23 protein-coding genes, 1 tRNA gene and 1 pseudogene are annotated in these 25,226 nt (G+C 73.0%); 11 read left to right on the forward strand and 14 right to left on the reverse strand.

The window, feature by feature from the left end; all coding sequences use genetic code 11:
- Positions 1 to 42 precede the first annotated feature (42 nt).
- From ABZY44_RS12385 to pdhA, 3 genes are read right to left on the reverse strand one after another with little or no spacing between them, the layout of a single operon-like run.
- Positions 43 to 1,470, reverse strand: coding sequence for a dihydrolipoamide acetyltransferase family protein (locus ABZY44_RS12385; protein WP_356652724.1), 1,428 nt, complete (start codon positions 1,468 to 1,470; stop codon positions 43 to 45).
- The gene (locus tag ABZY44_RS12390) at positions 1,470 to 2,468 is read right to left on the reverse strand and encodes an alpha-ketoacid dehydrogenase subunit beta (RefSeq protein ID WP_356652726.1); all 999 of its coding nucleotides are present in this window, start codon (positions 2,466 to 2,468) and stop codon (positions 1,470 to 1,472) included. The genes ABZY44_RS12385 and ABZY44_RS12390 overlap by 1 nt, the downstream gene beginning before the upstream one ends.
- Entirely contained in the window at positions 2,465 to 3,616 is a 1,152-nt protein-coding gene (gene pdhA, locus ABZY44_RS12395) for a pyruvate dehydrogenase (acetyl-transferring) E1 component subunit alpha (protein ID WP_356652728.1), read from the reverse strand. Before pdhA ends, ABZY44_RS12390 begins: the two co-directional genes overlap by 4 nt.
- Positions 3,617 to 3,809: 193 nt before the next feature.
- Between pdhA and ABZY44_RS12400 the strand changes: the two are divergent.
- Positions 3,810 to 4,390 (forward strand): annotated as a pseudogene (locus ABZY44_RS12400) (Lrp/AsnC family transcriptional regulator); the annotation flags it as partial.
- A gap of 17 nt (positions 4,391 to 4,407) precedes the next feature.
- Here ABZY44_RS12400 and ABZY44_RS12405 read toward each other — a convergent pair.
- Positions 4,408 to 4,995 carry a TetR/AcrR family transcriptional regulator gene (locus tag ABZY44_RS12405; RefSeq protein WP_356652730.1) on the reverse strand — a complete coding sequence of 196 codons (588 nt, stop codon included), beginning with the start codon at positions 4,993 to 4,995 and terminating at the stop codon, positions 4,408 to 4,410.
- Positions 4,992 to 6,551 (reverse strand): 3-hydroxyacyl-CoA dehydrogenase, encoded by a 1,560-nt coding sequence (locus ABZY44_RS12410; protein WP_356652732.1) that lies wholly within the window; start codon positions 6,549 to 6,551, stop codon positions 4,992 to 4,994. Before ABZY44_RS12410 ends, ABZY44_RS12405 begins: the two co-directional genes overlap by 4 nt.
- Positions 6,552 to 6,708: 157 nt before the next feature.
- On the opposite strand from ABZY44_RS12410, the gene paaN reads away from it, so the two are divergent.
- Positions 6,709 to 8,391: a phenylacetic acid degradation protein PaaN gene (gene paaN / locus ABZY44_RS12415; protein WP_356652734.1), complete on the forward strand. Its 1,683-nt coding sequence runs from the start codon at positions 6,709 to 6,711 to the stop codon at positions 8,389 to 8,391.
- A 4-nt stretch (positions 8,392 to 8,395) separates the two neighbouring features.
- Here paaN and ABZY44_RS12420 read toward each other — a convergent pair whose 3' ends face one another.
- The 3 genes from ABZY44_RS12420 to ABZY44_RS12430 all read right to left on the reverse strand — a co-directional run bounded on the left by ABZY44_RS12420 (position 8,396) and on the right by ABZY44_RS12430 (position 11,195).
- The gene (locus ABZY44_RS12420; protein WP_356652736.1) at positions 8,396 to 9,205 is read right to left on the reverse strand and encodes a TrmH family RNA methyltransferase; all 810 of its coding nucleotides are present in this window, start codon (positions 9,203 to 9,205) and stop codon (positions 8,396 to 8,398) included.
- The gene (locus tag ABZY44_RS12425) at positions 9,202 to 10,356 is read right to left on the reverse strand and encodes an HTTM domain-containing protein (protein ID WP_356652844.1); all 1,155 of its coding nucleotides are present in this window, start codon (positions 10,354 to 10,356) and stop codon (positions 9,202 to 9,204) included. Before ABZY44_RS12425 ends, ABZY44_RS12420 begins: the two co-directional genes overlap by 4 nt.
- Positions 10,357 to 10,496: 140 nt before the next feature.
- On the reverse strand, positions 10,497 to 11,195 hold the full coding sequence (locus ABZY44_RS12430) for a DUF5819 family protein (protein WP_356652738.1): 699 nt from the start codon (positions 11,193 to 11,195) through the stop codon (positions 10,497 to 10,499).
- A 145-nt stretch (positions 11,196 to 11,340) separates the two neighbouring features.
- Between ABZY44_RS12430 and paaA the strand changes: the two genes are divergently transcribed.
- The 6 genes from paaA to ABZY44_RS12460 all read left to right on the forward strand — a co-directional run bounded on the left by paaA (position 11,341) and on the right by ABZY44_RS12460 (position 16,250).
- Positions 11,341 to 12,366 (forward strand): 1,2-phenylacetyl-CoA epoxidase subunit PaaA, encoded by a 1,026-nt coding sequence (gene paaA / locus ABZY44_RS12435; RefSeq protein ID WP_356652740.1) that lies wholly within the window; start codon positions 11,341 to 11,343, stop codon positions 12,364 to 12,366.
- Positions 12,363 to 12,647: a 1,2-phenylacetyl-CoA epoxidase subunit PaaB gene (paaB, locus tag ABZY44_RS12440; protein ID WP_356652742.1), complete on the forward strand. Its 285-nt coding sequence runs from the start codon at positions 12,363 to 12,365 to the stop codon at positions 12,645 to 12,647. Before paaA ends, paaB begins: the two co-directional genes overlap by 4 nt.
- Positions 12,644 to 13,369, forward strand: a complete 726-nt coding sequence (gene paaC, locus ABZY44_RS12445) for a 1,2-phenylacetyl-CoA epoxidase subunit PaaC (protein ID WP_356652744.1) — start codon at positions 12,644 to 12,646, stop codon at positions 13,367 to 13,369. The genes paaB and paaC overlap by 4 nt, the downstream gene beginning before the upstream one ends.
- Complete coding sequence (gene paaD, locus ABZY44_RS12450) at positions 13,363 to 13,866, forward strand: 1,2-phenylacetyl-CoA epoxidase subunit PaaD (protein ID WP_356652746.1); 504 nt, start codon at positions 13,363 to 13,365, stop codon at positions 13,864 to 13,866. Before paaC ends, paaD begins: the two co-directional genes overlap by 7 nt.
- A complete protein-coding gene (locus tag ABZY44_RS12455) occupies positions 13,867 to 15,009 on the forward strand; it encodes a 2Fe-2S iron-sulfur cluster-binding protein (RefSeq protein WP_356652748.1) in 1,143 nt (380 codons plus the stop codon). It abuts the gene before it with no gap.
- Positions 15,010 to 15,107: 98 nt separating this feature from the next.
- Positions 15,108 to 16,250, forward strand: coding sequence for an acyl-CoA dehydrogenase family protein (locus tag ABZY44_RS12460; RefSeq protein WP_356652750.1), 1,143 nt, complete (start codon positions 15,108 to 15,110; stop codon positions 16,248 to 16,250).
- Positions 16,251 to 16,285: 35 nt separating this feature from the next.
- Here the strand turns inward: ABZY44_RS12460 and ABZY44_RS12465 are convergent, their stop codons facing one another.
- The 6 genes from ABZY44_RS12465 to ABZY44_RS12490 all read right to left on the reverse strand — a co-directional run bounded on the left by ABZY44_RS12465 (position 16,286) and on the right by ABZY44_RS12490 (position 21,887).
- Positions 16,286 to 16,630 (reverse strand): rhodanese-like domain-containing protein, encoded by a 345-nt coding sequence (locus ABZY44_RS12465; protein ID WP_356652752.1) that lies wholly within the window; start codon positions 16,628 to 16,630, stop codon positions 16,286 to 16,288.
- 81 nt (positions 16,631 to 16,711) lie between these two features.
- Positions 16,712 to 17,545, reverse strand: a complete 834-nt coding sequence (locus ABZY44_RS12470) for a hypothetical protein (protein ID WP_356652754.1) — start codon at positions 17,543 to 17,545, stop codon at positions 16,712 to 16,714.
- A 121-nt stretch (positions 17,546 to 17,666) separates the two neighbouring features.
- Complete coding sequence (locus tag ABZY44_RS12475) at positions 17,667 to 19,115, reverse strand: DUF2252 domain-containing protein (protein WP_356652756.1); 1,449 nt, start codon at positions 19,113 to 19,115, stop codon at positions 17,667 to 17,669.
- Positions 19,116 to 19,158: 43 nt separating this feature from the next.
- On the reverse strand, positions 19,159 to 19,818 hold the full coding sequence (locus ABZY44_RS12480) for a response regulator transcription factor (RefSeq protein ID WP_356652758.1): 660 nt from the start codon (positions 19,816 to 19,818) through the stop codon (positions 19,159 to 19,161).
- Positions 19,819 to 19,850: 32 nt separating this feature from the next.
- Positions 19,851 to 21,545 carry a histidine kinase gene (locus ABZY44_RS12485; RefSeq protein WP_356652760.1) on the reverse strand — a complete coding sequence of 565 codons (1,695 nt, stop codon included), beginning with the start codon at positions 21,543 to 21,545 and terminating at the stop codon, positions 19,851 to 19,853.
- A gap of 259 nt (positions 21,546 to 21,804) precedes the next feature.
- A tRNA-Leu gene (locus ABZY44_RS12490) sits at positions 21,805 to 21,887 on the reverse strand.
- A gap of 292 nt (positions 21,888 to 22,179) precedes the next feature.
- Between ABZY44_RS12490 and ABZY44_RS12495 the strand changes: the two genes are divergently transcribed.
- From ABZY44_RS12495 to ABZY44_RS12505, 3 genes are all read left to right on the forward strand, one after another.
- A complete protein-coding gene (locus tag ABZY44_RS12495; RefSeq protein WP_356652762.1) occupies positions 22,180 to 23,058 on the forward strand; it encodes a DUF3662 and FHA domain-containing protein in 879 nt (292 codons plus the stop codon).
- 10 nt (positions 23,059 to 23,068) lie between these two features.
- Positions 23,069 to 23,575 (forward strand): FHA domain-containing protein, encoded by a 507-nt coding sequence (locus tag ABZY44_RS12500; RefSeq protein ID WP_356652764.1) that lies wholly within the window; start codon positions 23,069 to 23,071, stop codon positions 23,573 to 23,575.
- 147 nt (positions 23,576 to 23,722) lie between these two features.
- Entirely contained in the window at positions 23,723 to 25,198 is a 1,476-nt protein-coding gene (locus ABZY44_RS12505; protein ID WP_356652766.1) for a PP2C family serine/threonine-protein phosphatase, read from the forward strand.
- Positions 25,199 to 25,226 lie beyond the last annotated feature (28 nt).

The following is a 25,226-nucleotide window of genomic DNA, read 5'->3' on the forward strand; positions in this document are numbered from 1 at the left end:
CGGACCGCCGGCGGGACCGGTGTCGGTCCCGCCGGCGCCCGGCTACAGGGTGCGCAGCAGCACCGCCGGGGATTCGACGCAGTCGGCGACGTACCGCAGGAAGCCGCCCGCCGTGCCGCCGTCACAGACACGGTGGTCGAAGCTCAGGGACAGCTGCACGACCTTGCGGACCGCCAGCTCGCCCTCGTGCACCCACGGCTTCGGGATGATCCGGCCGACGCCGAGCATCGCCGCCTCCGGGTGGTTGATGATCGGCGTGGAGCCGTCGACCCCGAACACCCCGTAGTTGTTCAGGGTGAAGGTGCCTCCGGTGAGGTCCGCCGGGGCCAGCTTCCCCGTCCGGGCCAGCTCCGTCAGCCGGCCGAACTCCGCCGACAGCGACTCCGCGCCCCTCGCCTGCGCGTTGCGGACCACCGGGACCATCAGGCCCCGCTCCGTCTGCGCGGCGAAGCCGAGGTGCACGGCCGGCAGCCGGACGATCTCGTTCGCCGCCAGGTCGACGGTGGAATTGAGCTCCGGGTACCGGGCCAGCGCCGCCGTGCAGATCCTGGCCAGCAGGGCCAGCACCGAGACCTTGGGGCCTCCCACGGCGTTCATCGCCGCCCGCGCGGCCATCAGCTCGGTGGCATCGGCGTCCACCCAGCACGTGGCGTCCGGGATCTCGCGCCGGCTGCGCGACAGCTTCTCGGCGACCGCGCCCCGGACCCCCTTGAGCGGGATCCGCGTCGCGCCTTCGGCCGAGGCCGCAGAGGCGGACGGGACGGCGGTGACGGCAACGGCCGCGTCCGCGTTCGCGGCGGTGACCCCGGCCCCGGCTTCGGGTCCGGCCGGCCGCTCGGCGGCGCGCAGCGCCACCTCCACGTCGGAGCGCAGGATCAGGCCCTGCGGGCCGGAGCCGCGCAGCGCGCGCAGGTCCACTCCGTGGTCCCGGGCCAGCTTCCGCACCAGCGGCGAGATGACCGGCACGGGGCCCGCGAAGACCGTCGGCGCCGCAGCCACGGCCGGAGCCGGAGCCGCCTCGCGGGGCGGGGCGGCGGCGGCCACCGGGGCCGGGGCCGTGACGGCCGGGCCGGGCGTCTGACCGGCGGGGACGAGCCCCGGCGCGTCGGAGACGGGTCGCACCCGCCTCCGGCGCGCCGGACGCGAATGGTCCGTGCCGTAGCCGACCAGGACGTTGCCCGAGCCGGACGGAGCCTCCGCGGCCTCGTCCGGCGCCGTGGCCGCCGCGCCCACCGCCACCGTGATCAGCGGGGCGCCGACCGGCAGTTCGGTCCCTTCCTCGCCGAAGCGGGCGGTGACGACGCCCCCGTACGGGCAGGGCACCTCCACCATCGCCTTGGCCGTCTCGACCTCGACGACCGGCTGGTCGATGGCGACGACGTCGCCGACCGCCACCAGCCAGCGGACGATCTCCGCCTCGGTGAGGCCCTCTCCGAGGTCCGGCAGCTTGAACTCCATCACCTGCGGCATCAGTTCTCCCACTGCAGGCGGGCCACGGTGTCCAGGATCCGGTCGACGCCGGGCAGGTGGTGCTTCTCCAGCATCGGCGGCGGATACGGGATGTCGAGGCCGGTCACACGCAGCACCGGCGCCTCCAGGTGGTGGAAGCACCGCTCCGTGACGCGAGCGGCGATCTCCGCGCCCGGTCCGCCGAAGCCGCCGGACTCGTGGACCACCACGGCGCGCCCGGTCCTGCGTACGGAGGCCACAACCGTCTCCTCGTCGAACGGGACCAGCGAGCGCAGGTCCACGACCTCCAGGTCCCAGCCCTCCTCGCGCGCCGCCTCGGCCGCCTCCAGGCACACGGGCAGCGAGGGCCCGTACGTGATCAGCGTCGCGCTCGTGCCGGTCCGCCGGACGACCGCCTTGCCGATCCCGGGCACCGCGGAGGGTGCGTCCGCGGACCATTCGGCCTTCGACCAGTACAGCCGCTTGGGCTCCAGGAAGATCACCGGGTCGTCACTGGCAATCGACTCGCGCAGCAGCCCGTACGCGTCCTCGACCGTCGCCGGCGTCACCACGGTGAGTCCGGGGGTCGCGACGTAGTACGCCTCGGAGGAGTCGCTGTGGTGCTCCACCCCTCCGATGCCGCCGCCGTACGGCACCCGGACGGTGATCGGCAGCGGCATCGCCCCGCGGGTGCGGTTGCGCATCTTCGCCACGTGCGAGATCAGCTGCTCGAAGGCCGGGTACGCGAACGCGTCGAACTGCATCTCCACGACCGGCCGCAGCCCGTACATGGCCATGCCCACCGCCGCGCCGAGGATTCCCGCCTCGGCGAGCGGGGTGTCCGCGCACCGGTCCTCGCCGAACTCCTTGGCCAGCCCGTCCGTGATGCGGAAGACCCCGCCGAGCGCGCCCACGTCCTCGCCCATGACGTGGACCGTCGGGTCCTCGGCCATCGCGTCGCGCATCGCCCTGTTCAGGGCCTGCGCCATGGTCGCCGGCTTCACCGCCACCGTGGTCATGACCCGTCCTCCGCTTCCGGTTCCGCAGCTTCCAGTTCGGCGCGCAGCATGGCCGCCTGTTCGCGGAGCAGGCCGGTCTGCTCCGCGTAGACGTTCTCGAAGAGGTCCATCGGGTCGAGCACGGGCTCCGCGTTCATCCCGTCCCGCAGCCGGGCCGCCATCGTCTCGGCCGCGTCCTTGGCGGCCTGGATGCCGGCCTCGTCGAGCAGCCCGCGCGCGGTCAGCTCGCGCTCGAGCAGCAGGACCGGGTCGTGGGCCTTCCAGGCCTCGACCTCGGCGTCGCCGCGGTAGCGGGTCGCGTCGTCGGCGTTGGTGTGGGCCTCGATCCGGTACGTGACGGCCTCGATCAGGGTCGGTCCACCGCCGGAGCGGGCCCGTCGGACGGCCTCGGACAGCACCTCGTGCATGGCGGCGATGTCGTTGCCGTCGACGAGGCGGCCCGGCATCCCGTACCCCACGGCCTTGTGGGCCAGGGTGGGGGCGGCGGTCTGCTTGGCGAGCGGGACGGATATCGCGAACCCGTTGTTCTGGACGAGGAAGACCACCGGCGCCTGCCAGACGGCCGCGAAGTTCATGGCCTCGTGGAAATCGCCCTCGCTCGTGCCGCCGTCGCCGACCATGGCCAGGGCGACCACGTCGTCGCCGCGCAGGCGGGCGGCGTGCGCCAGGCCGACCGCGTGCGGCAGCTGGGTGGCGAGCGGGGTGCACAGGGGGGCTATCCGGTGCTCGCGCGGGTCGTACCCCGTGTGCCAGTCGCCCCGCAGGAGGGTCAGGGCCTGTACGGGATCCAGCCCGCGGGCCACGGCCGCCAGGGTGTCGCGGTAGCTCGGGAAGAGCCAGTCCTGCTCCTCCAGCACCAGCGCCGCCGCGATCTCGCAGGCTTCCTGGCCGACGGTGGACGGATATACGGCCAGTCGGCCCTGCCGGGTGAGGGCGGTGGCCTGGGCGTTGTAGCGGCGGCCGCGCACCAGCTCGGCGTAGCAGCGGCGCATCAGCTCGGGGTCGAGCCGGTCGGCGGCCGGCGTGCCCAGCACCCGGTACGGCTCGGGGTCCGGGAGCAGCGGGGCGGCATCCGTGCGGGGCCTCCAGGCGGGCGGCGGGGTGGAGCGGTGGGACGCACCGGCACCGGGCAGCTCTTGGACCGTCATGGCGGCGTACACCTCCTCGTGGGAAGCGGGCAACGAGGACCCCGGGTGTGAGGCCCCTCACCTACCGATTGTTCGGTTGCCCGGGCAATTTGGCTACAGGCAGGCCCAGGCTGTGGACAAAGTGGCGGCGGGGCCCTGGGATGGGTGCAGGACGTCCAGGAGAGGCAGGCAGCGGGCGATGGCGGATGAACAAATGGCCGGAGCGGGTTCCGGAGCGGCTCCCGGCCCGGGGGGCGCGTCCGGGGGCGCGCCAGCGGGTCCCGGGGGCCCGGGCGGCGCCGCGGGGCCGTCCGCCCCGCCCAGTCCTCCGCGGCCCCTCGACTCCATCGACCGGTCGATCGTGCGCCTGCTCCAGGCGGACGGCCGCGCCTCGATACGCTCCGTCGCCGAGCAGGTCCACGTCTCCCGGGCCAATGCCTACGCCCGCATCAACCGGCTCATCGACGACGGGGTGATCCGGGGCTTCACCGCCCGCGTCAACCACGAGCGCGCCGGCCAGGGCGCCTCGGCCTACATCACCCTGAAGATCGTCCAGAACTCCTGGCGCACGGTCCGCGAACAGCTCCGCGAGCTCCCGGGAGCCGCCCACATCGCCCTGGTCAGCGGCGACTTCGACGTCCTGCTGCTGGTCCACACACCGGACAACCGCACCCTGCGGGAGCTGGTCCTCACCCGCCTCCAGTCCATCCCGGAGGTCCTCTCCACCCGCACGCTGCTGGTCTTCGAGGAAACGGATCTCCTGGCCCGCGACCCGTCCGCCGGCCCGACGATCTCCGAGGACTGAGGCGGTCCTACCGCTGCGTGCGCAGCCCGTCCAGGGCCATGCTGACCACGGCGTCCGCCAGCTGGTCGGAGGTCGTGCCCGGGTGCGGTCGGTACCACTCCACCAGCGAGTTGACCATGCCGAAGAGGAGCCGGGTGGCGAGGCGGATGTCCACGTCCGCCCGCAGGTCTCCCTCGGCGGCCGCGGCCTTCAGCAGGTCGGCGACCTGGTGGTCGAACTCGCGCCGCCGCTCCAGGGCCCACCGCTCGGTGCGGGTGTTGCCCCGCACGCGCAGCAGCAGCGTCACGTAGGGGAGTTCCACGACGAGGACCTCGACCGTGCGGCGCGTGACGTACTCGACCCGCTCGACCGCGCGCCCCCGTACGGCCCCGGACTCCTCCAGCACCGCGAAGAGCCCGTCCAGCGCCCGGCTGACGGCACGGTGGAGGAGCTCCTCCTTGCCCGCGACGTGGTGGTAGATCGAGGACTTCGAGATGCCCGCGGCCTTGGAGAGGTGCTCCATCGAGGTGCCGTCGTAGCCACGCTCGTTGAAGACCTGTACGGCGACGGAGAGGAGCGTCTCGGGCGTGTACGTGTCCCGCTTGGCCGTCGTCATCGTGTCTCCCCCGCCCCGTCGTACCCGGCCGCGGCGTCGTCCGCGTCCTCGTCCGCCGCTTCGTCCCCCGCCGCGTAGCCCAGCTTGTACAGGGCCAGCGAGGGCGCGTACCGGCCGCCCGGGCAGCGCTCGTCGAGGTGGTGCAGCAGGTCGTACGCCCAGTCGCGGCCGAGCCGGTCGTGCCATTCGGCGGGGCCGACGGGGTAGTTGACGCCGAGCCGCATCGCCGTGTCGATGTCCTCGGCGCCGGCCACCCCGCGCGCGACCGCGTCGGCGGTGAGGTCGATCAGCATCGCGACGGTCCGGGCGACGATCATGCCGGGGACGTCGCCGATGACGGAGACCTGCTTGCCCAGCTTCTGGAACAGCCCGATCGCCTCGGAGAGGGTCCGCTCGCTGGTGTCCTCGCTGGCGGAGAGCGCGATCCGGGTGGCGTCGCGGTAGTCGAAGGCGAGGTCGAAGTAGACGACGTCGGCGAACTCGATCGAGGTCTTGCCGTCGGCGAGCACGAGCTGCCCCTCGCCCGGGAGCTGGATGTACGGGCCCCCGTGCTCGGTGGCCGTGACCGCGATCCCCGCCTCCTCCAGGAGGTCGACGAGCGCGGCGGCGGGCCCCAGGTCCCCCACGACGCCCACCTTCGCGGGCGCCTCCTCGGGCCCGGCGGTGTGCGGCGCCGGGGCCGTGTGGTCCGGGCCGTACGGGTACCAGCCGTGCCCGCTCTTGCGGCCGAGGCGGCCCGACTGGACCAGTCGGCGCTGCGCGAGCGAGGGGGTGAACTTGGGGCTGCGGAAGAAGGACTCCCACACGGAGCGGGTGACGGCCTCGTTGACGTCCTGGCCGATCAGGTCGGTCAGCGCGAAGGGGCCCATCTTGAAGCCGCCGCTCTCGCGGAGCACGGCGTCGATGGTGGCCGGGTCGGCGCCCTGCTCCTCGTACACCGCGAAGGCCTCGGCGTAGAAGGGGCGGGCGATCCGGTTGACGATGAAGCCGGGGGTGTCGGCGCAGCGCACCGGCGTCTTCCCCCAGCCGAGGACCGTGCGGTACGCGCGGTCGGCGGCGGCCGGATCGGTCGCGGACCCGGAGACCACCTCGACCAGCGGGAGCAGGGGGGCCGGATTGAAGAAGTGCAGGCCGAGGAAGCGTCCGGGGTGCGCGAGACCGGCCGCGAGCTCGGTGACGGAGAGGGAGGAGGTGTTGGTGGCCAGGAGGGTGTCCGGCGAGACCACCTCCTCGAGCGCCGCGAACAGCGCGCGCTTGGCGGCGACGTCCTCGACGACCGCCTCGACGACGAGGGCCGCGCCGGCCAGGTCCGCGAGTCCGCCCGCCGCGTCGATCCGGCCGATCGCGTCCTCGGCCTCGGCGCGATCCAGCCTTCCCTTGGCGGCCATCCGCTCGACGCGGTCCTGCACGAACCCGACCGCGTCGGCGGCGAGCGCGGCGGCGATGTCGTAGATCAGCACGCGGTGACCTGCGAGAAGGGCGACCTGGGCGATGCCCTGTCCCATGGTGCCGGCGCCGACGACCGCCACTGTGCGGGACCGCTCGATTGCTGTCATGACCCGATCCTCCCGCACCGACTTTTCCACAGGTCCGCCGGGCCCTCTTGTACCGACCGATCGTTCGGTTACTCTAACTCGAGTCTGCTCTTCTTCATCCCTTCTTGCCCGACCCGATCGCCTGATCCCGCCCGGCTCAACGAGGAGTTGGTCCCTGATGGCCGCCGAGCCCACCGTCCCCCAGCTGTCCGCCAAGCACCGGCCCACCCTGGACCAGGCCCTGGCCACGATCCGCACGCGTGCCTACTGGTCCCCGCACCCCGAGCACCCCAAGGCGTACGGCGAGACCGCGCCGGCCGACGGCCTCGCCGCCTTCGAGGCGCTGCGCGGCACCCGGCTCGACCTCGGGCAGCCCGGCACCGACGGCTGGACGGGCGCCGAGACCTCCCCGTACGGCGTACAGCTCGGCGTCGAGTACCCGCATGTGGACCCGGACGTGCTGCTGCCCGCGATGCGGGCCGGCATGGGCGCCTGGCGCGACGCCGGGCCCGAGGCCCGCGCCGTGGTCTGCATCGAGATCCTGTCCCGGATCTCGGCGCGGACGCACGAGTTCGCGCACGCGGTGATGCACACCAGCGGCCAGGCCTTCATGATGGCGTTCCAGGCGGGCGGCCCGCACGCGCAGGACCGCGGCCTGGAGGCGGTGGCCTACGCGTACGAGGAGCAGACCCGCGTCCCGGGGCAGGCCGACTGGTCGAAGCCCCAGGGCAAGAAGGACCCCCTGGAGCTCGGCAAGACCTTCACCGCCGTCCCCCGGGGCATCTCCCTGATGATCGGCTGCAACACCTTCCCCACCTGGAACGGGTACCCGGGGATCTTCGCGTCCCTCGCCACCGGCAACCCGGTCCTGGTCAAGCCGCACCCGCGCGCCGTGCTGCCGCTGGCGCTGACCGTCCAGGTGGCCCGCGAGGTCCTGGCGCAGTACGGCTTCGACCCCAACCTGGTGGCGCTGGCCGTCGAGCGGCCGGGCGAGGGCATCGCCAAGGAGCTCGCCGTCCGCCCCGAGATCAAGGTGATCGACTACACCGGGTCCACGGAGTTCGGCGAGTGGCTGGAGACCCACGCCCGCCAGGCGCAGGTCTACACGGAGAAGGCGGGCGTCAACACCGTCGTCCTCGACTCCACCGACAACTACAAGGGCATGCTGTCCAACCTGGCGTTCTCGCTGTCCCTGTACAGCGGCCAGATGTGCACCACCCCGCAGAACCTGCTCATCCCCCGCGACGGCATCGAGACGGACGCGGGCCACAAGTCGTACGACGAGGTCGTCGGCGACCTCGCGGGCGCGGTCGGCGGGCTGCTCGGCGACGACGCACGGGCCAACGCCCTGCTCGGCGCGCTGGTCAACCCCGACGTCAAGACCCGTCTCGAGGCCGCGGCCGGTCTCGGCGAGGTCGCGCTGGCTTCGCGGGAGGTGCCGAACCCCGACTTTCCCGACGCGGTGGTCCGCACGCCGGTGATGGTGAAGCTGGACGCCTCCAAGGCCGACGACGCCGCCCCGTACCTCTCGGAGTGCTTCGGCCCGGTCTCCTTCGCGGTGGCGGTCGACTCCACGGCGGGCGCGCTCGAGCTGCTGCGGCGCACCGTCCGCGAGAAGGGCGCGATGACGGTCGGGGCGTACACGACGTCCGCGGACACCGAGCGGGCCATCGAGGAAGTCTGCCTCGAGGAGTCGGCGCAGCTCTCGCTGAACCTCACGGGCGGGGTCTACGTCAACCAGACCGCGGCCTTCTCCGACTTCCACGGCTCGGGCGGCAACCCGGCGGCGAACGCGGCGCTGTGCGACGGGGCCTTCGTGTCCAACCGCTTCCGCGTGGTGGAGGTCCGGCGCCAGGGCTGAGCCGCTAGGCGCTCTCCCCGGCCGTCTCCCCGGCCGTCGGCCCGTCCGCCGGCCGGGGGCCGCCCCAGTGGAAGAGCGTCATGGCCACGCTGGTCGCCAGGTTGTAGCTGGACACCTGCGGCCGCATCGGCAGGGACACCAGATGGTCGGCCCGGTCCCGCAGTTCGGGAGAGATCCCGTGCCGTTCGGAGCCGAAGGCGAGCACGGCGTCGTCCGGGAGGGTGAGGGCGCGGATGTCCTCGCCCTCCGGGTCGAGCGCGTACAGCGGGCCGGGCGGCAGCGCGGCGAGATCCACCTGGGCGACGGTGGTGGCGTAGTGCAGCCCCGCTCCGGCGCGGACCACGTTCGGGTGCCAGGGGTCCAGGTCGCCGCGGGTGACCACGCCGGTGGCGCCGAAGCCGGCGGCGAGGCGGACCACGGCTCCGACGTTGCCGAGGTTGCGCGGGTTGTCGAGCACCACGACCGGGGCCGGCCTGGGCATCGCGTCGAGCCGTGCCCGCCCCTCGGCCGGGTCGGGCCGGACCGCGAGCGCCGCGACCCCGGTGGGATGCACCCGCCCCGGTCCCAGCAGCCCCTTGAGCGGAGCCCTGCGTACCAGCCGGGCCACCTCGTCCTCGACGTCCGCGGCCAGCTCGCCCGCGAGGCGCCGTACGGCCTCGGGATCGTCGGCGACGGCGACCCGCACGTCCGCCCCGAAGCGCAGGGCGTGCTTCAGCGCGTGGAATCCGTCCAGGAGCACGAGGTCCTCCCGCGCCGCGGCCTCCCGCCACTGCCGTTCGGTGACGCTGTCGGGGCTCTCGTGCTGCTCGCTCATACCGCCGAGCCTACGGTCCCCTGCTCCGGCTCCGGATCCGGCTCCGGCGCGCGGTCCGGCCCGGGGAGGGCGGCGCCGCGACCGCCCGGCCGCAGCGCCGAGGCCCGCGCACCGAGCCAGACGAGGAACACCGTCGGCAGGAACACCGCGTCGGCGGCGATCATCGCCAGCGAGAAGAACGGCAGACCCAGCAGTACGGCGATCCCCGCGTGCTCCAGCATCATCAGCGCCAGCAGCACGTTCTTGATCCGCCGGTTGAACAGGGTGAACGGGAACGCCACCTGGACCGCGACCGTCCCGTACGACAGCAGCATCACCAGCGTGCCGCTGCCGGCGAGGAGGGCCGACACCCCGGGCCAGGGGGTGAAGTAGTCCAGGCCCAGCGGGTAGTACAGCGCGGTCCCGTCCTGCCAGCGCGAGCCCTGGATCTTGTACCAGCCCGCCGTCGCGTAGATCAGGCAGACCTCCGCCGTGATCACCAGCATTCCGGCGTTGTGCAGCAGGTTCGCCAGGACGTCGAGGACCGCCCGCCCCTCCCCCTCCGGCTCGTACCGTTCGACCGTCCACCACAGCGCGGCGACCACCCACAGCGCGCCGAAGGCCACCAGCCAGCCGGTACCGAACCCCCCGGTCAGCGCCCCGTACGCGCCCGCGCCGCCGAGCACGGCCCACAGCACCGGCCCGGCCCGCCCGGCCGACGCCCTGCCGAGGCGGCGGGCGCGGCGGGCGTCGAGCGACCACACCTGCGCGCAGCGGGTCAGCACGAGGTAGATCGCCATCAGGTGGATGACGTTGTCCCCGCCGTCGCCCATGAACACGCTTCGGTTCTGCAGCGAGAGCACGCCGACCATGAACACCACGGCCGTGGCCCGGGTGCGCCAGCCGAGCAGCAGCAGCGCGCTCGACAGCACGCCGAGCACGTAGACGATCTCGAACCAGAGCGCCGAGTCGGACCACATCAGCACCGTGAAGGCGTGGTTCGAGGCGATCAGCCGCTTCGCCAGGTCCCAGCTCCAGGGCCCTTGCGGGCCGTACAGCTCGTGCCGGTGGGGGAACTCGCGCAGCAGGAAGAACAGCCAGGTACCGGCGAAGCCGATGCGGACCACGGCGCTCTGGTAAGGGCCCAGCGCCCGCCCGCTGACCGCGGCCAGCGCCGGCGCGGAAGCGGCCCGGAGCCGTGCGGCAGCGGACCGGAGCCGTGCGGCCCGGCCGCCCCTGGCCGGGGCGCCGGCGGCCCGTGTCGCCGTGGCCCGGGTCCCCTCGGTCGCCGCCGCCCCGTCCGCGGGCGGCCTCACACCGTCCACCACGGCAGCTCCCGGTAGTAGGTCCGGGTGTCGGTCTTCTCGTCGGACCACTTCGGGGCGGCCACAGCGGTCGTCGCCGCGCGCAGCTGGATCCGTACGATCCGGCCGTCGGCGAGGTGTGCGCCCTTGCCCACGGCCGTGTCCGCGTCGGTCCGGACCTTCAGCCGGTCCAGTGCGATCCGCCGCAGGTACTGCTCCGCGAGCTCGCCGCGTTCGCCGGTCGCCTTGTTGTCCTCGTCGTGGGAACCGGTGAAGAAGTCCCAGGCCCGCCGGAGCTCGTTCTGCTCGGTGTGGCTCGGCAGCAGGCTGTGCCTGATGGCCGCGCCGTCCTCGGCGGACAGTCCGCGCCAGTTGCCGGTCACCAGCACGCCGTCGGCCGTGCGCGCCTCCACCCGCACCTCGATCGCGATGTTCTGCTGCAGCGGGTTGGGCGCGAAGAGCTTCCAGTTCTGTTCGAACTCCGGATAGACCCAGTTGTCGATCGTCCGTGCGTGCTGCTTGCTCAGCGTGTTGGAGGGGGCCACGTGCAGGAAGACGAGCGCGAGGTGCCAGCAGGCTCCGAGGGCGACCGCGCCCAGGGCGAGGACCGTCACGACCCGGTAGGGGGTGGAGAGACCCGCGATTCCGAGTGCCCGCGGCGGGGGCGGAGCGTCCCCTGCGGGGGGCTCGTGCGCGTTCGAATCCATCCCGCCCCGATCATCCGGCGTCCACAGGGTTGACCACAGAGGTTGACACCCTACGGGCCGTCGTCCCACCATTGAAGAGTATGAACCGAACGATCGGTCGGTCGGGCGGGACGGAGCGGCAACGACTCTCCGGCAGGAGGCCGTGATGGTGGCAGTGACCCCGGCGACGGGGCAGGAAGCGGGCATCGGCGTGACGGACGATCTCAGCGCACAGCTGGCGGCGGCCTTCGACGCGGCCGTCGCGGCCGACGAGCGCGTGGAGCCGCGCGACTGGATGCCGGACGAGTACCGCGCTTCCCTGGTCCGCCAGATGGCACAGCACGCCCACTCCGAGATCATCGGCATGCAGCCCGAGGCGAACTGGATCACCCGCGCGCCCTCCTTGCGCCGCAAGGCGATCCTGATGGCGAAGGTGCAGGACGAGGCCGGCCACGGCCTGTACCTGTACAGCGCCGCCGAGACCCTGGGCACCAGCCGCGACGAGCTGCTCGACAAGCTCCACGCGGGGAAGCAGAAGTACTCCTCGATCTTCAACTACCCCACGCTGACCTGGGCGGACGTCGGCGCGATCGGCTGGCTCGTGGACGGCGCGGCGATCACCAACCAGGTCCCGATCTGCCGCTGCTCCTACGGGCCGTACGCGCGCGCCATGGTCCGGATCTGCAAGGAGGAGTCCTTCCACCAGCGCCAGGGGTACGAGCTGCTCCTCGCACTCTCGCAGGGCTCCGAGGCACAGCACGCGATGGCGCAGGACGCGGTCGACCGGTGGTGGTGGCCCTCGCTGATGATGTTCGGCCCGCCGGACGCGGAGTCGGGGCACTCGGCGCAGTCGATGGCCTGGCGGATCAAGCGTCATTCCAACGACGAGCTGCGCCAGCGCTTCGTGGACATCGCCGTACCGCAGGCCGAGTCGCTGGGTCTGACCCTGCCCGACCCGGACCTGAAGTGGAACGAGGAGCGCGGGCACCACGACTTCGGCGCGATCGACTGGGCCGAGTTCTGGGACGTACTCAAGGGCAACGGCCCGTGCAACGAGGAGCGGATCGGACAGCGCCGCGCGGCGCACGAGGAAGGCGCCTGGGTCCGCGAAGCGGCCGCGGCGTATGCGGAGAAATCTGCCGCACGCAAGGAACAGCAAGAGGCGGCAACGGAAAGCGAGGCACGGGTATGACGCAGAACTGGCCCCTGTGGGAGGTGTTCGTCCGCTCGCGGCGCGGCCTCTCGCACACGCACGCGGGCAGCCTGCACGCCCCCGACGCGGAGATGGCCCTGCGCAACGCCCGCGATCTCTACACCCGTCGCGGCGAAGGCATCTCGATCTGGGTCGTGCCCTCCACCGCGATCACCGCCTCCTCCCCGGACGAGCGGGACCCGTTCTTCGCGCCCTCTGCCGACAAGCCGTACCGCCACCCCACCTTCTACGAGATCCCCGAGGGGGTGAACCACCTGTGACCAGCACCGACGTGGTCAACGCGGCCACCCTCCCGCTCGGCGACGACGCGCTGATCCTCTCCCACCGCCTCGGCGAATGGGCCGGGCACGCCCCCGTCCTGGAGGAGGAGGTCGCCCTCGCCAACATCGCGCTCGACCTGCTCGGCCAGGCCCGTGTCCTGCTGTCGATGGCCGGCGACGAGGACGAGCTGGCCTACCTGCGCGAGGAGCGGTCCTTCCGCAACCTCCAGCTGGTCGAGCAGCCGAACGGCGACTTCGCCCACACCATCGCGCGCCAGCTCTACTTCTCCTTCTACCAGCACGAGCTGTACGCAGGCCTCGCGCTCGGGGACGGTCCGTTCGGGCCCCTCGCGGCCAAGGCCGTCAAGGAGACCGCCTACCACCGCGACCACGCCGAGCAGTGGACCCTGCGCCTCGGCGACGGTACGCAGGAGAGCCGCGCCCGGATGCGGGGCGCCCTGGACGGGCTGTGGAAGTACACCGGGGAGATGTTCCAGCCGCTGGACGGGCTCGAGGACGTCGACTGGGCCGCCCTGGAAGGCCGCTGGCTGGCCGCGCTCGAGGACGTCCTGGGGCGGGCGGGCCTGGCGATGCCGCAGGGGCCGCGCAGCGGCGCCTGGGCCGCCGGGGCCGGACGCCAGGGGCTGCACACCGAGTCGTTCGGCCGGATGCTCGCCGAGATGCAGCACCTGCACCGCAGCCACCCGGGGGCGTCATGGTGACGGGGGCCGAGCAGACCCGGCTGGAGGTGGAGCTGGCCGAGCTGGCGGGCTCCGTCCCCGACCCCGAGCTGCCCGTGCTCACCCTCACGGAGCTCGGTGTCATGCGCGGAGTGCGGATGCACGAGGACGGCCACGTCGAGGTCACCCTCACCCCCACGTACACGGGGTGCCCGGCCATCGAGGCCATGTCCGCCGACATCGAGCGCGTCCTGACCGGTCACGGCATACCCGATGTCAGGGTGCGGACCGTGCTGGCCCCCGCCTGGTCCACCGACGACATCAGCGCCGAAGGCCGCCGCAAGCTGGCCGAGTTCGGCATAGCCCCGCCGCGGCCGCACGCCGCCGGCGGGCCGGTTCCGCTGACCCTGTCGGTCCGCTGCCCTCACTGCGGATCGACCGACACCGAACTGCTCAGCCGGTTCTCCTCGACGGCCTGCAAGGCGCTGCGCCGCTGCACCGCCTGTCGTGAACCGTTCGACCACTTCAAGGAGCTGTAGATGGCCGTGTTCCCGTCGGCGACCGCCCCGGGGTCCGCGAGCCCGACGCGCCCCGCGCGCCACGGCGCCTTCCACACCCTTGCGGTGGCGGCGGTCGACCGCCTCACCGAGGACTCCGTGGCGCTGACCCTGGCCGTCCCGCCGGAGCTCCGCGCCGCGTACGCGCACGCCCCCGGCCAGCACCTCACCCTGCGGCGGAGCACCCCCGAGGGCACCGAGGTCCGGCGTACGTACTCGATCTGCTCCCCCGCCCCGGCACCCGGCGGGCCCGGCCCCTCGACCCTGCGGGTCGGGGTGCGGCTGGTGGAGGGCGGGGAGTTCTCCTCGTTCGCGCACAAGGAGATCGCCGCCGGTGACGTCCTGGACGTGATGGTCCCGGCCGGGCGGTTCGTCCTGGACCCGGCCGCGGCGCCGGCCGACGCGCACTACGCCGCGATCGTCGGAGGCAGCGGCATCACCCCGGTGCTGTCCATCGCGGCCACGCTGCTCGCGGCGCGGCCCGACGCCCGGTTCTGCCTGGTGCGCAGCGACCGGAGCGCGGCCTCGACGATGTTCCTGGAGGAGGTCGCCGACCTCAAGGACCGCTATCCCGACCGGTTCCAGCTGGTCACCGTCCTGTCCCGCGAGGAGCAGGAGGCCGGGCTGCCCTCGGGACGGCTCGGCGAGGAGCGGCTGACGGCGCTGCTGCCCGCTCTGCTGCCGGTCACCGAGGTGACGGGCTGGTTCCTGTGCGGGCCGTACGGACTGGTCACGGGCGCCGAGCAGGCGCTGGCCGCGCTCGGGGTGCTGCGGACCCGGGTCCACGAGGAGGTCTTCCACGTCGAGGACACCGCCCCGCCGGCGCCCGCCCCCTCGGCCGCCGCCACCCACGCCCGGGTCACGGCGCGGCTCGACGGCCGCTCGGGCACCTGGCCCGTGCGGGAGGGCGAGTCCCTGCTCGACGCGGTGCTGCGGGCCCGCGCAGACGCCCCGTATGCCTGCAAGGGCGGGGTGTGCGGCACCTGCCGGGCGTTCCTGGTGACCGGCGAGGTGCGGATGGAGCGGAACTTCGCGCTGGAGGAGGCGGAGACGGACGCCGGCTTCGTGCTGGCCTGCCAGTCGCACCCGGTGTCGGAGGAAGTGGAGATCGACTTCGACCGCTGAGCGGCCGTGGCCACGGCCCCCTGTCAAATTTCCAGAACGTGTTCTATCTTGACGCACCGTCAGGCAGAGCGCGATCCGGGCACGCGGGAGGACAGGCAGTGGACTTCACCTTCACCGAGGAGCAGCAGGCCGCCGTCGAGGCGGCCAAGGCCGTGTTCGCGGGCGTGGCCCCCGACAGCGTGCCCAGCCCTGCGCTCACCCCGCGGGCCGTGGCCGAGGAGTTCGACCGCGGGCTGTGGGCCAAGCTCGCCGACTCCGACCTGCTGAGCCTCGTCCTCGCCGAGGAGCACGACGGCGCCGGACTCGACGCCATCGCCCTGTGCCTCGTCCTGCGGGAAGCCGCGAAGGTCCTGGCCCGGGTGCCGCTGCTCGAGCACTGCGCCACCGCCATGACCGTCCAGGCCCACGGCAGCCCCGAGCTGGCCGGGGCCCTGCTGCGCGACGCCGGACGTGGCAGCCTCGTCCTCACCGTCGCCGCGCACGGCCGCAGCGGCCACGACCCGGCAGAGCTGGCCGTCACCGCCCGCCGCGACGGCGACGCCTGGGTCCTGGAGGGTCTCCAGACGGCCGTCGCATGGGCGCACAACGCCGACTGGATCGCCGTCCCGGCCCACACCGGCGAGGGCGAGGCGGTCCTGGCCCTCGTCCCGCGCGGAGCCGAGGGTCTGTCCCTCGCGGCGCAGTACTCCACCACCGGGGAGCGGCTCGGCGAGGTCACCCTGGACGGCGTGCGGATCCCGGCCGCGCACCTCATCGAGGCACCCGGAGCCTGGGACCACTTGCGCCGGCTCCTCGCCACCGGGACCTGCGCGCTCGCACTCGGCCTCGGCGAGAACGTGCTCACCATGACCAGCCGGTACACGAGCAAGCGGGAGCAGTTCGGCTTCCCCGTGGCCAGCTTCCAGGCCGTCGCCGTCCAGGCCGCCGACCGCTACATCGACCTGCGCGCCATGGAGGTCACCCTCTGGCAGGCAGCCTGGCGGCTCGACGCCTCGACGGGCGGAGCCGGGGGGCCGCTGCCCAGCGCGGGCGACGTGGCCGTGGCCAAGATCTGGGCCTCCGAGGGCGTACGGCGCGTCGTGCAGACCGCACAGCACCTGCACGGCGGCTTCGGCGCCGACACCGACTACCCGCTGCACCGCTATCACGCCTGGGCCAAGCAGCTGGAGCTCCAGCTCGGCCCGGCCGCCCTGCACGAGGAGGCCCTGGGCGACCTGCTGGCCGCCCACCCCCTCACCTAGCCGGGAGGCCGTCGGAACGGCCCGGACGCCGCCCGTCAGACCACGAAGCCCGGGGCGCCCGCGTCGGTGACGACCGGGCGCCCGGCGGCCTCCCAGTCCTGCATGCCGCCGTCCACGTTCACGGCGTCGATGTCCTGGCCCCGCAGGTACTGGGCGACCTGGGCCGAGCGGCCGCCGACCCGGCACATCACGTAGACCGGACGGTCGTCCTCGATCTTCTCGGTCAGCTCGCCGATGCGCGCCACGAACTCGCTCATCGGGATGTGCAGCGCACCCTCGGCGTGGCCGGCCGCCCATTCGTCGTTCTCGCGAACGTCGAGGACGAAGGCCTCGGAGGGAAGCGCGGAGGCGGCCACCGAGGGAAGCGGTCCGGAGTTCATTAGCTGTCGCCTTCTCTCGTCACGGATAGATGAGCCAACCTATCCGACGGGCTTTCCCCGGGCGTCGTTCCCCGGCCGTCCTCAGGCGGTGCGCAGCTCTGCCAGTTCCGCCTCGCGCTTCGCGACATCGCCGAGCAGCTGCTCGGCGATCTCCTCCAGCAGGCGGTCCGGGTCCTCGGGGGCCATCCGCAGCATCGATCCGATCGCGCTGTCCTCCAGCTCCCGGGCCACGACCGACAGGAGCTCCTTGCGCCGCGAGAGCCACTCCAGCCGCTCGTAGAGCTCCTCGCTCTCGCTCAGCCGCGCGGCGGCGGGTGCCGGACCCGCCGCCCACTCCTGCGCCAGCTCGCGGAGCAGCTGCTCCTCGCCCCGCCCGTACGCGGCGTTGACCCGCACGATGAACTCCTCGCGCCGCTCCCGCTCGGCCTCGTCCTGGGCCAGGTCCGGGTGCGCCCGGCGGACCAGCTCGCGGTACAGGCGGCGTACCTCCTCCGTCGGGCGCACCCGCTGCGGAGGCCGCACCGCGCGGTCGGTGAGCATCGCGGACGCGTCGTCGGACATCCCGTCCGAGTCCAGCCAGTCGTGGAACAGCTCGTCCACCCCGGGCATGGGCATCACCAGGGAACGGGCCTCGCGCGCACGGCGCAGGTCCTCCGGGTCCCCACTGCTGGCCGCCTTCGCCTCGGCGATGAGCGCGTCCAGCTCGTCGAGCCGGGAGTACATCGGGCCGAGTTTCTGGTGGTGGAGGCGGGAGAAGTTCTCCACTTCCACCCGGAAGGTCTCCACGGCGATCTCGAACTCGATCAACGCCTGCTCGGCGGCCCGTACGGCGCGCTCCAGGCGCGCCTCGGGCCGCTCGTCGGCGGAGGGGGCGGAGCCGGGCTCGGGCGCTTCGGGAACTGTCTGCTCGCTCACCCGGCCAGCCTACGGCCCGACCGGCCGGGTGTTTCACGTGAAACATCACCAGGTTCCCGGCCCGGCGGCCCCTGCGCGTGTTTCACGTGAAACATCGCCGCCCAGCGGCTCCGGCGTCTTCCTAGACCCCCGACTCCGCCGCGATCCGCCCGGACCGCACCGCCGCCACCAGGACCGCGTGGTCGGCCTCGCTCCGGTCGGCGTACGCCACCGCGAACGTGGCCATCGCCTCGTCCAGCTCCTCGTTCTTCCCGCAGTACCCCGCCAGCAGCCGCGGATCCGCACTGTGCGCGTGCGCCCGCGCCAGCAGGGCGCCGGTCATCCGCCCGTAGTCGTCGATCTGCTCCACGGCCAGCGCCGCCGGGTCCACGCTGCCCTTGCGGTTGCGGAACTGACGGACCTGGAAGGGCCGCCCCTCCACCGTCGTCCAGCCCAGCAGGATGTCGGAGACCACCTGCATCTGCTTCTGCCCGGCCACCACCCGGCGGCCCTCGTGCTCCTCCGGCGGCGAGACGAAGCCGAGGGCGGGCAGGTAGGGCAGCAGCACGGACGGCCGGGCCTCCTTCACCTGGAGGACCAGTGCCTCGCCCCGGTGGTCGAGCAGCAGCACCACGTAGGAGCGGGTCCCCACGCTGCCGGTCCCCACCACCCGGAAGGCCACGTCGTGGATCGCGTACCGGGCCAGCAGCGGCTGCCGGTCGCCCGGCAGCGTCTCGAGGTACGGGCCCAGCGCGGCCGCCACGGCCGCCGCCTCCCCGTCCCCGACCCGGCGCAGCACCGGCAGCGCGTCCACGAAGGCCCGGCCACCGTCGGGCGCGGCCTCGGTGGACTTCGCGGCGAACCGGGCCGAGGTGTTGTTGCGGGCCTTCTCGGAGACCCGCTCCAGCGTGCCCAGCAGGTCCCGGGCATCGGTGTGCGAGACCAGCTCCTCGTCCGCGATGGCGTTCCACGCGTCCAGCGACGGCAGTTTGGCGAGGAGCCGCATCGTGCGGCGGTAGGCGCCCACGGAATCGAGCGCCGCCGCCCGGCAGGTGTCCTTGTCGGCGCCGGCCACCCGGCCGGCCAGGACCAGCGACGTGGCCAGCCGCTTGAGGTCCCACTCCCACGGACCGAAGACCGTCTCGTCGAAGTCGTTGAGGTCGATGACGAGCCGGCCGCGCGCGTCCCCGTACAGGCCGAAGTTGGCCGCGTGGGCGTCTCCGCAGATCTGCGCGCCGATCCCGGTCACCGGACCGCCGGAGAGGTCGTGAGCCATCAGCCCGGCCGAACCGCGCAGGAAGGCGAAGGGGTTGGCGGCCATCCGGCCGACCCGTATCGGCGTCAGCTCGTCGACCCGGCCGACGTTGGACTCCTCCACCGCCCGCACCGCGTCCGGGCGGTCGGCCGGGGCCCGGAAGTGCGCCTGGGCCGCCCGTGGGACGCGGACGCGCAGCGCCTTGCCGGCCGCCCTCGGCGAATCCTCCGGGCTCCCCGCACGCCCCTCGGTGAACCGCCTCGCGAACCCGGCGACCTCCGGGATCCGTTCCTTCGCATCCGGTTCCACCACGCGCTGCTCCGGTACCACCGTCATGCGTCCCGCCCCCTGATCACCGTCGGTTCGGGCCCGACCGTACCTAGAGCCCTGCGTCCCTGGCCAGCAGGGCCGCCTGGACCCGGTTCTCGCACTCCAGCTTCGCCAGGATCCGGCTCACGTACGTCTTCACCGTCGCCTCGCTCATGTGCAGCCGCCGGCCCGCGTCCGCGTTCGACAGCCCCTCGCCCAGCAGCGCCAGTACCCCGCGCTCGCGTTCGCTCAGCTCCGCCACCCGGCTCCGGGCCGCCTCGGCCCGTCCCGCGGACTGCCCGGACGCCAGCAGGTCCACCACGTGCCGGGTCGCCGCCGGGGACAGGTACGCGTCCCCGGCCGCGGCCGCCCGGACGGCGCCGATCAGTTCGCCGGGCGCCGAGTCCTTCAGCAGGAACCCCGCGCCGCCCCCGCTCAGCGCGCGCAGCACGTTCTCCCTCTCCCCGAAGGTCGTCAGGATCAGCGTCCGCACCTCCGGCGCCGAACGCCCGAGTTCCCCCAGCGCCGTCAGGCCGTCCATGACGGGCATCTGGAGGTCCAGGAGCACCACGTCCGGCCCGTGCGCGCGGGCGAGTTCGACCGCCTCCCGGCCGTTCGCCGCCTCCGCGACGACCTCGATGTCCGCCGCCGAGGTCAGGATCATCCTGATTCCGGCCCGGATCAGCGGCTCGTCGTCAGCGATCACCACGCGGATCACCTTGGCTGTCACCCGTGCTCCCCTTGCTCGGCCTGGTACGCCTGTCACTCGGCCTGGTACGCCTGCTTGTCGACGAGCTTGCCGTCCTTGAAGCAGAACCGGAAAGCACTGCTGGTGCCGATGTCGGAATCATCCTCCGCCAGCAGCGCCACGCACGTGGCGCCCTGCGGGCGCGGAGGCCCCTTCCGGTCGAGCCCCTCGGTCAGGACGCTGTCCCCGCTGGGCAGCCGTGAACGCACCGCGTCCTCCGGCTCACCGATCCGGATGCCGTCGTAGTCGGCCCGGCTGATCGTCGCGTCGCTCAACGAGCCCACGAGCAGCGCCACCGCCGCCCCGATCACGATCAGCAGCACCACCACGGCCGCGACCGCGATCCCGCAGCCCAGCGCCACGCCCCCGGACCGGCCGCTCCCGCCCAGCAGCTTCCGGTCGACCGCGGCCCAGTCCACCGGCGCCGTGCCCGTGCCCGGCACCTGCTGCCCGAAGTCGTCGGCGAACCCGCCCAGTCCGCCCGCCTCCGTCCCGCTCGCCTGCGCCACGGCCGGCTCGGTCCCGTACGGAAGCACCCCCGCCACCCGGAAGCCGCCGCCCTCGGCGGCCCCCGCGTAGACCATGCCGCCGACCAGCCGGGCCCGCTCGCGCAGCCCCGTCAGCCCCTGGCCCCCGGACACCACCTCGCCGGCGCCGGGACCGGCCGCCGGACCGTTGGCGATCTCCACCACCAGCGAGTCGTCCTCGTAGCGCAGTTCCACCGTGATCGGTGCGCCCGGAGCGTGCTTGTAGGCGTTGGTCAGCGCTTCCTGGGCGATCCGGTACGCCGCGTGGTCGCAGGCGGCGACCAGCGCCCGGGGCCGCCCCGCCGTCGTGAGCCGTACGTCGGTGCCCGCGCTCCGTGCCGCCTCCACGAGCCCGGCGATGCCCGCCACCCCGCGCGCGGCCGGCTGTGCCTCCTCCACCGGTTCCGGCGCCTCCACCCCGTCCCGCAGGATGCCGACGACCTCCCGCAGCTCGTGCATGGCGGCGACCGACGCCTGGCGCAGCACGCCCACCGCATCGCGCTGCCGGTCGGTCAGCACGGGGTCGACCTCCAGCGCACCGGTGTGCACCGAGATCAGTGCGAGTTGGTGGCCGAGGCTGTCGTGCATGTCCTGGGCGATGCGCTGGCGTTCGCGCAGCCGCGCCTGCCCCGCGATCATCGCCCGCTCGCGCAGCAGCTGGCCGTTGCGCTCCTGGAGGGCGCGCAGCAGCGTGTTGCGCTGGGACCAGTAACGACTGGCCAGGCCCGGCATGACCACCGTGGCCAGGAACATCAGCGTGCTGAAGACGATGATCAGCAGCGGCCGGCCCTGCGACCACTCCTTGACCACGCTGAGCACGACGGCCGCCGCGAAGGCCGCGGTGAAGGCGCCCAGCGCCCGTCCGACGCCGACGATGCGCCGCCCCGCCGACCAGCCGAGCGGGATCGCCACGAGGAACGCGCCGGGCAGGTAGACGCCCACCGCCGAGCCCACCACCAGCGTGAGCACGGGCAGCCTCCGCCGCAGCAGGACCAGTACCACCACCGCCCCGGCACTGGCCGCCATCCGCAGGCCGGAGCCGTTGTCGAGCTCCTCGACACCGAGCCCCAGCAGCGCGAGCACCGCGGCCAGCGCCAGGTCCCCGGCCAGCGTGCGGCGGGTCCAGGGCTCGGGTCCCCTGAGCCAGTCCCATCCCGCGCGCGTCCTCGCCGTCACATCCACCCGGCCGACCCTAGACACCGCCGCCCGCCCCGTGCTGTTCTCTTTCGTCGCGCCCCGCCCGACGAAAGTCTCCCGGCGCATCCCTACGCCGCTTCGCGGGCGGCGAGCCCGAGCAGGCCACGGCCACGGCCACGTCCTCGGCCACGTCCTCGCCCGGCGTCCGGGCGCCCGGCGCCCGGCGCCCGGCAGTGTCATCTGTCATAGACGGACAACGCGAAACGGCCGCCATCGTTTCAACGATGACGACCGTGTCGTTAAGTGCGCGAGGGGGGATTTGAACCCCCACGCCCCGAAGGGCACTGGCACCTGAAGCCAGCGCGTCTGCCGTTCCGCCACTCGCGCAAGTAGCTACCAGCGGTTCTTCCCTTGCGGGCCGTTCCCCTGGCGACATCGGAACATTAGCACGTGGGACGGGGTGGATTCACATCGCTTTCCGTGCTCTGCCCGGCCCCTGCGAGGACGGTCACTCCCGTACTCGGCTCCCGGTGCGGGACACTGTCCCTGGGGCGCCCCTACGATCGCTTGTGAGGACCAACACTCCTCACCTCGCGACCGATGGGGAACCACCCGAATCCGCCATGCGTGGATACGATCAGTAAGCAGTACAGGGCGACAACGACGGAGGAGGTGCCCCATGGGAGTCCTGAAGCGGTTCGAGCAGCGACTCGAAGGTCTGGTGAACGGCACCTTCGCCAAGGTGTTCAAGTCCGAGGTCCAGCCCGTGGAGATCGCCGGCGCCCTCCAGCGCGAGTGCGACAACAACGCCACGATCTGGAACCGGGAGCGGACCGTCGTCCCCAACGACTTCATCGTGGAGCTCAGCACGGGCGACTTCGAGCGCCTGAGCCCTTACTCGGGCCAGCTCGGCGACGAACTCGCGGGCCTCGTCCGCGACTACGCCAAGCAGCAGCGCTACAGCTTCATGGGCACCATCAAGGTGCACCTGGAGAAGGCGGACGACCTGGACACCGGGCTCTACCGGGTCCGCAGCCGCACGCTCGCCTCCAGCACCTCCCAGGCCCCGGGCCAGCCGGCGCAGGGCCAGGGGCAGGGCCAGCAGGCCGCCCCGGGCCGGCCCGGCGGATACGGCTACCCCCCGGTCTCCGCACCGCCCATGCCCGCCGGACCGCCCCCCGGCGGCCCCGGAGCGCGCAGGCCGGGTCCCGGCGGACCCGCGGGCCAGACCGCACCGGCAGGGGCTCCCGCACCGCCCGTGTCCCCCGGCGGCGCCGTCCGGCGCCACTGGATCGAGATCAACGGCACCCGCCACCAGATCTCGCGCCCGACGCTCGTACTCGGCCGGAGCACCGAAGCCGATGTGCGGATCGACGACCCCGGCGTATCGCGCCGGCACTGTGAGATCCGGACCGGAATGCCCTCGACGATCCAGGATCTGGGGTCCACCAACGGCATCGTGGTGGACGGGCAGCACACCACCCGCGCTACGCTCCGCGACGGTTCACGGATCGTCGTGGGCAGCACCACCATCATTTACCGGCAAGCCGAAGGGTGAAGCGGGGGCAATGTCAGAGCTGACCCTGACGGTCATGCGGTTGGGTTTCCTGGCCGTTCTGTGGCTGTTCGTCATCGTGGCCGTCCAGGTCATTCGCAGCGACCTCTTCGGTACGAGAGTCACGCAGCGCGGTTCCCGGCGCGGCGGAGGCGCCACCGGCGCACCGCAGCAGCAGGGCCGCCAGGCCGCGGCCGCGCCACCGCAGCAGCGCCAGCGCCGCGGTGCGCCCACCAAGCTCGTCGTGTCCGAGGGCACCCTCACGGGTACCACGGTGGCCCTCGCGGGCCAGACGATCACCTTGGGCCGCGCCCACGACTCCACGATCGTGCTGGACGACGACTACGCCTCCAGCAGGCATGCCAGGATCTATCCCGACCGTGACGGCCAGTGGATCGTCGAGGATCTCGGGTCCACCAACGGCACGTATCTCGACCGGACCCGGCTGACCACCCCGACGCCCATTCCGCCGGGCGCACCGATCCGCATCGGCAAGACCGTCATCGAGCTGCGGAAGTAGTACGAGAATGAGCGAGCGGAGCGAGCGAGCCGCAGCGGTCCGTCCCACCGGGGACACGGACCTGAGCGCGCTCCCGACCGGAGGGTGGGCAGTGTGGCTCGAGACCGGTTGTACCCGGAGGCAGCGTCGTCGACAGGGCAGGTGCGCATGAGTCTGTCCCTGCGGTTCGCCGCCGGATCGCACAAGGGCATGATCCGGGAGGGGAACGAGGACTCCGGCTACGCCGGGCCGCGTCTCCTCGCGATCGCCGACGGCATGGGCGGCCAGGCCGCCGGTGAAGTCGCCAGCTCCGAGGTGATCTCCGCCCTCGTCCAGCTCGACGACGACGTCCCGGGCTCCGACATGCTGACCGCGCTCAGCACGGCCGTGCAGCGCGCAAACGACCAGCTGCGCGCCATGGTCGAGGAGGACCCCCAGCTCGAGGGCATGGGCACCACGCTCACCGCCCTCCTGTGGACGGGCCAGCGCCTCGGCCTGGTCCACGTCGGGGACTCCCGCGCCTACCTGCTCCGCGACGGCATCCTCACGCAGATCACCCAGGACCACACCTGGGTGCAGCGCCTCGTGGACGAGGGCCGGATCACCGAGGAGGAAGCCACCACCCACCCGCAGCGCTCCCTCCTCATGCGAGCGCTCGGCAGCGGCGACATCGTCGAACCCGACCTCTCCATCCGCGAGGTCAGGGCCGGCGACCGCTACCTCATCTGCTCCGACGGGCTCTCCGGCGTCGTCTCCCACCAGACCCTGGAAGAGACCCTCGCCGACTACCACGGTCCCCGCGAGACCGTGCAGTCGCTGATCCAGCTCGCCCTGCGCGGCGGCGGCCCCGACAACATCACCTGCATCGTGGCCGACGTCCTCGACACCGACAGCGGCGACACCCTGGCCGCGCAGGTCAACGACACCCCCGTCGTCGTCGGCGCGGTCGCCGAGAACCAGCACCACCAGCTCTTCGACGGCGGCAACGCCATGCAGACCCCGGCCGGCCGGGCCTCCGGCCTCGGCCGCCAGAACCCCCCGCCCGCCGGATCCTTCGGCCCCCCCGGCAGCGGGGAGGCCCCCGGACACGGCGGCTACGGCGCCCAGGGACAGGGCGGCGGAGCCGGCGGGTACGGCAGCTTCGGCGAAGCGGACCCGTACGCCGGGGATTCCGGCTACGAGGACACGTACGACCACCCCCGCAGGCGGCGCGGCAAGGGCCGCAAGTGGACCACGCGCACGCTGACGCTGCTCGTCGTCCTCGGTCTGCTCGGCGGAGGTCTCTACGCGGGCTACCGCTGGACGCAGACCCAGTTCTACGTCGGTGTCAAGGGCGAGCACGTGGCGCTCTTCCGCGGCATCAGCCAGAAGCTCGGCCCGCTGGAGCTCTCCAAGGTGGAGACCGACCGCCCCGACATCGAACTGAAGTACCTGCCGACCTACAAGCGCAAGCAGGTCCAGGCCACCATCAGCGAGAGCAGCCTGGACGGCGCCCGCGAGAAGATCGACCAGCTCGGCACCCAGGCCTCCGCCTGCAAGAAGGACGAGGAGCGCCGCACCGCCGAGGGACAGGGAAACCAGACACCGGGCCCCGCCCTGACCGCCGCCGAGCAGCAGTTGGTCAGCGTGTGCGAGAAGCAGTAGACATACGCGGGCACAGGGGGCCCGTCAC

Origin of the sequence: Streptomyces sp. NPDC006544, from assembly GCF_040611715.1 — a bacterium.
Lineage (GTDB): Bacteria > Actinomycetota > Actinomycetes > Streptomycetales > Streptomycetaceae > Streptomyces.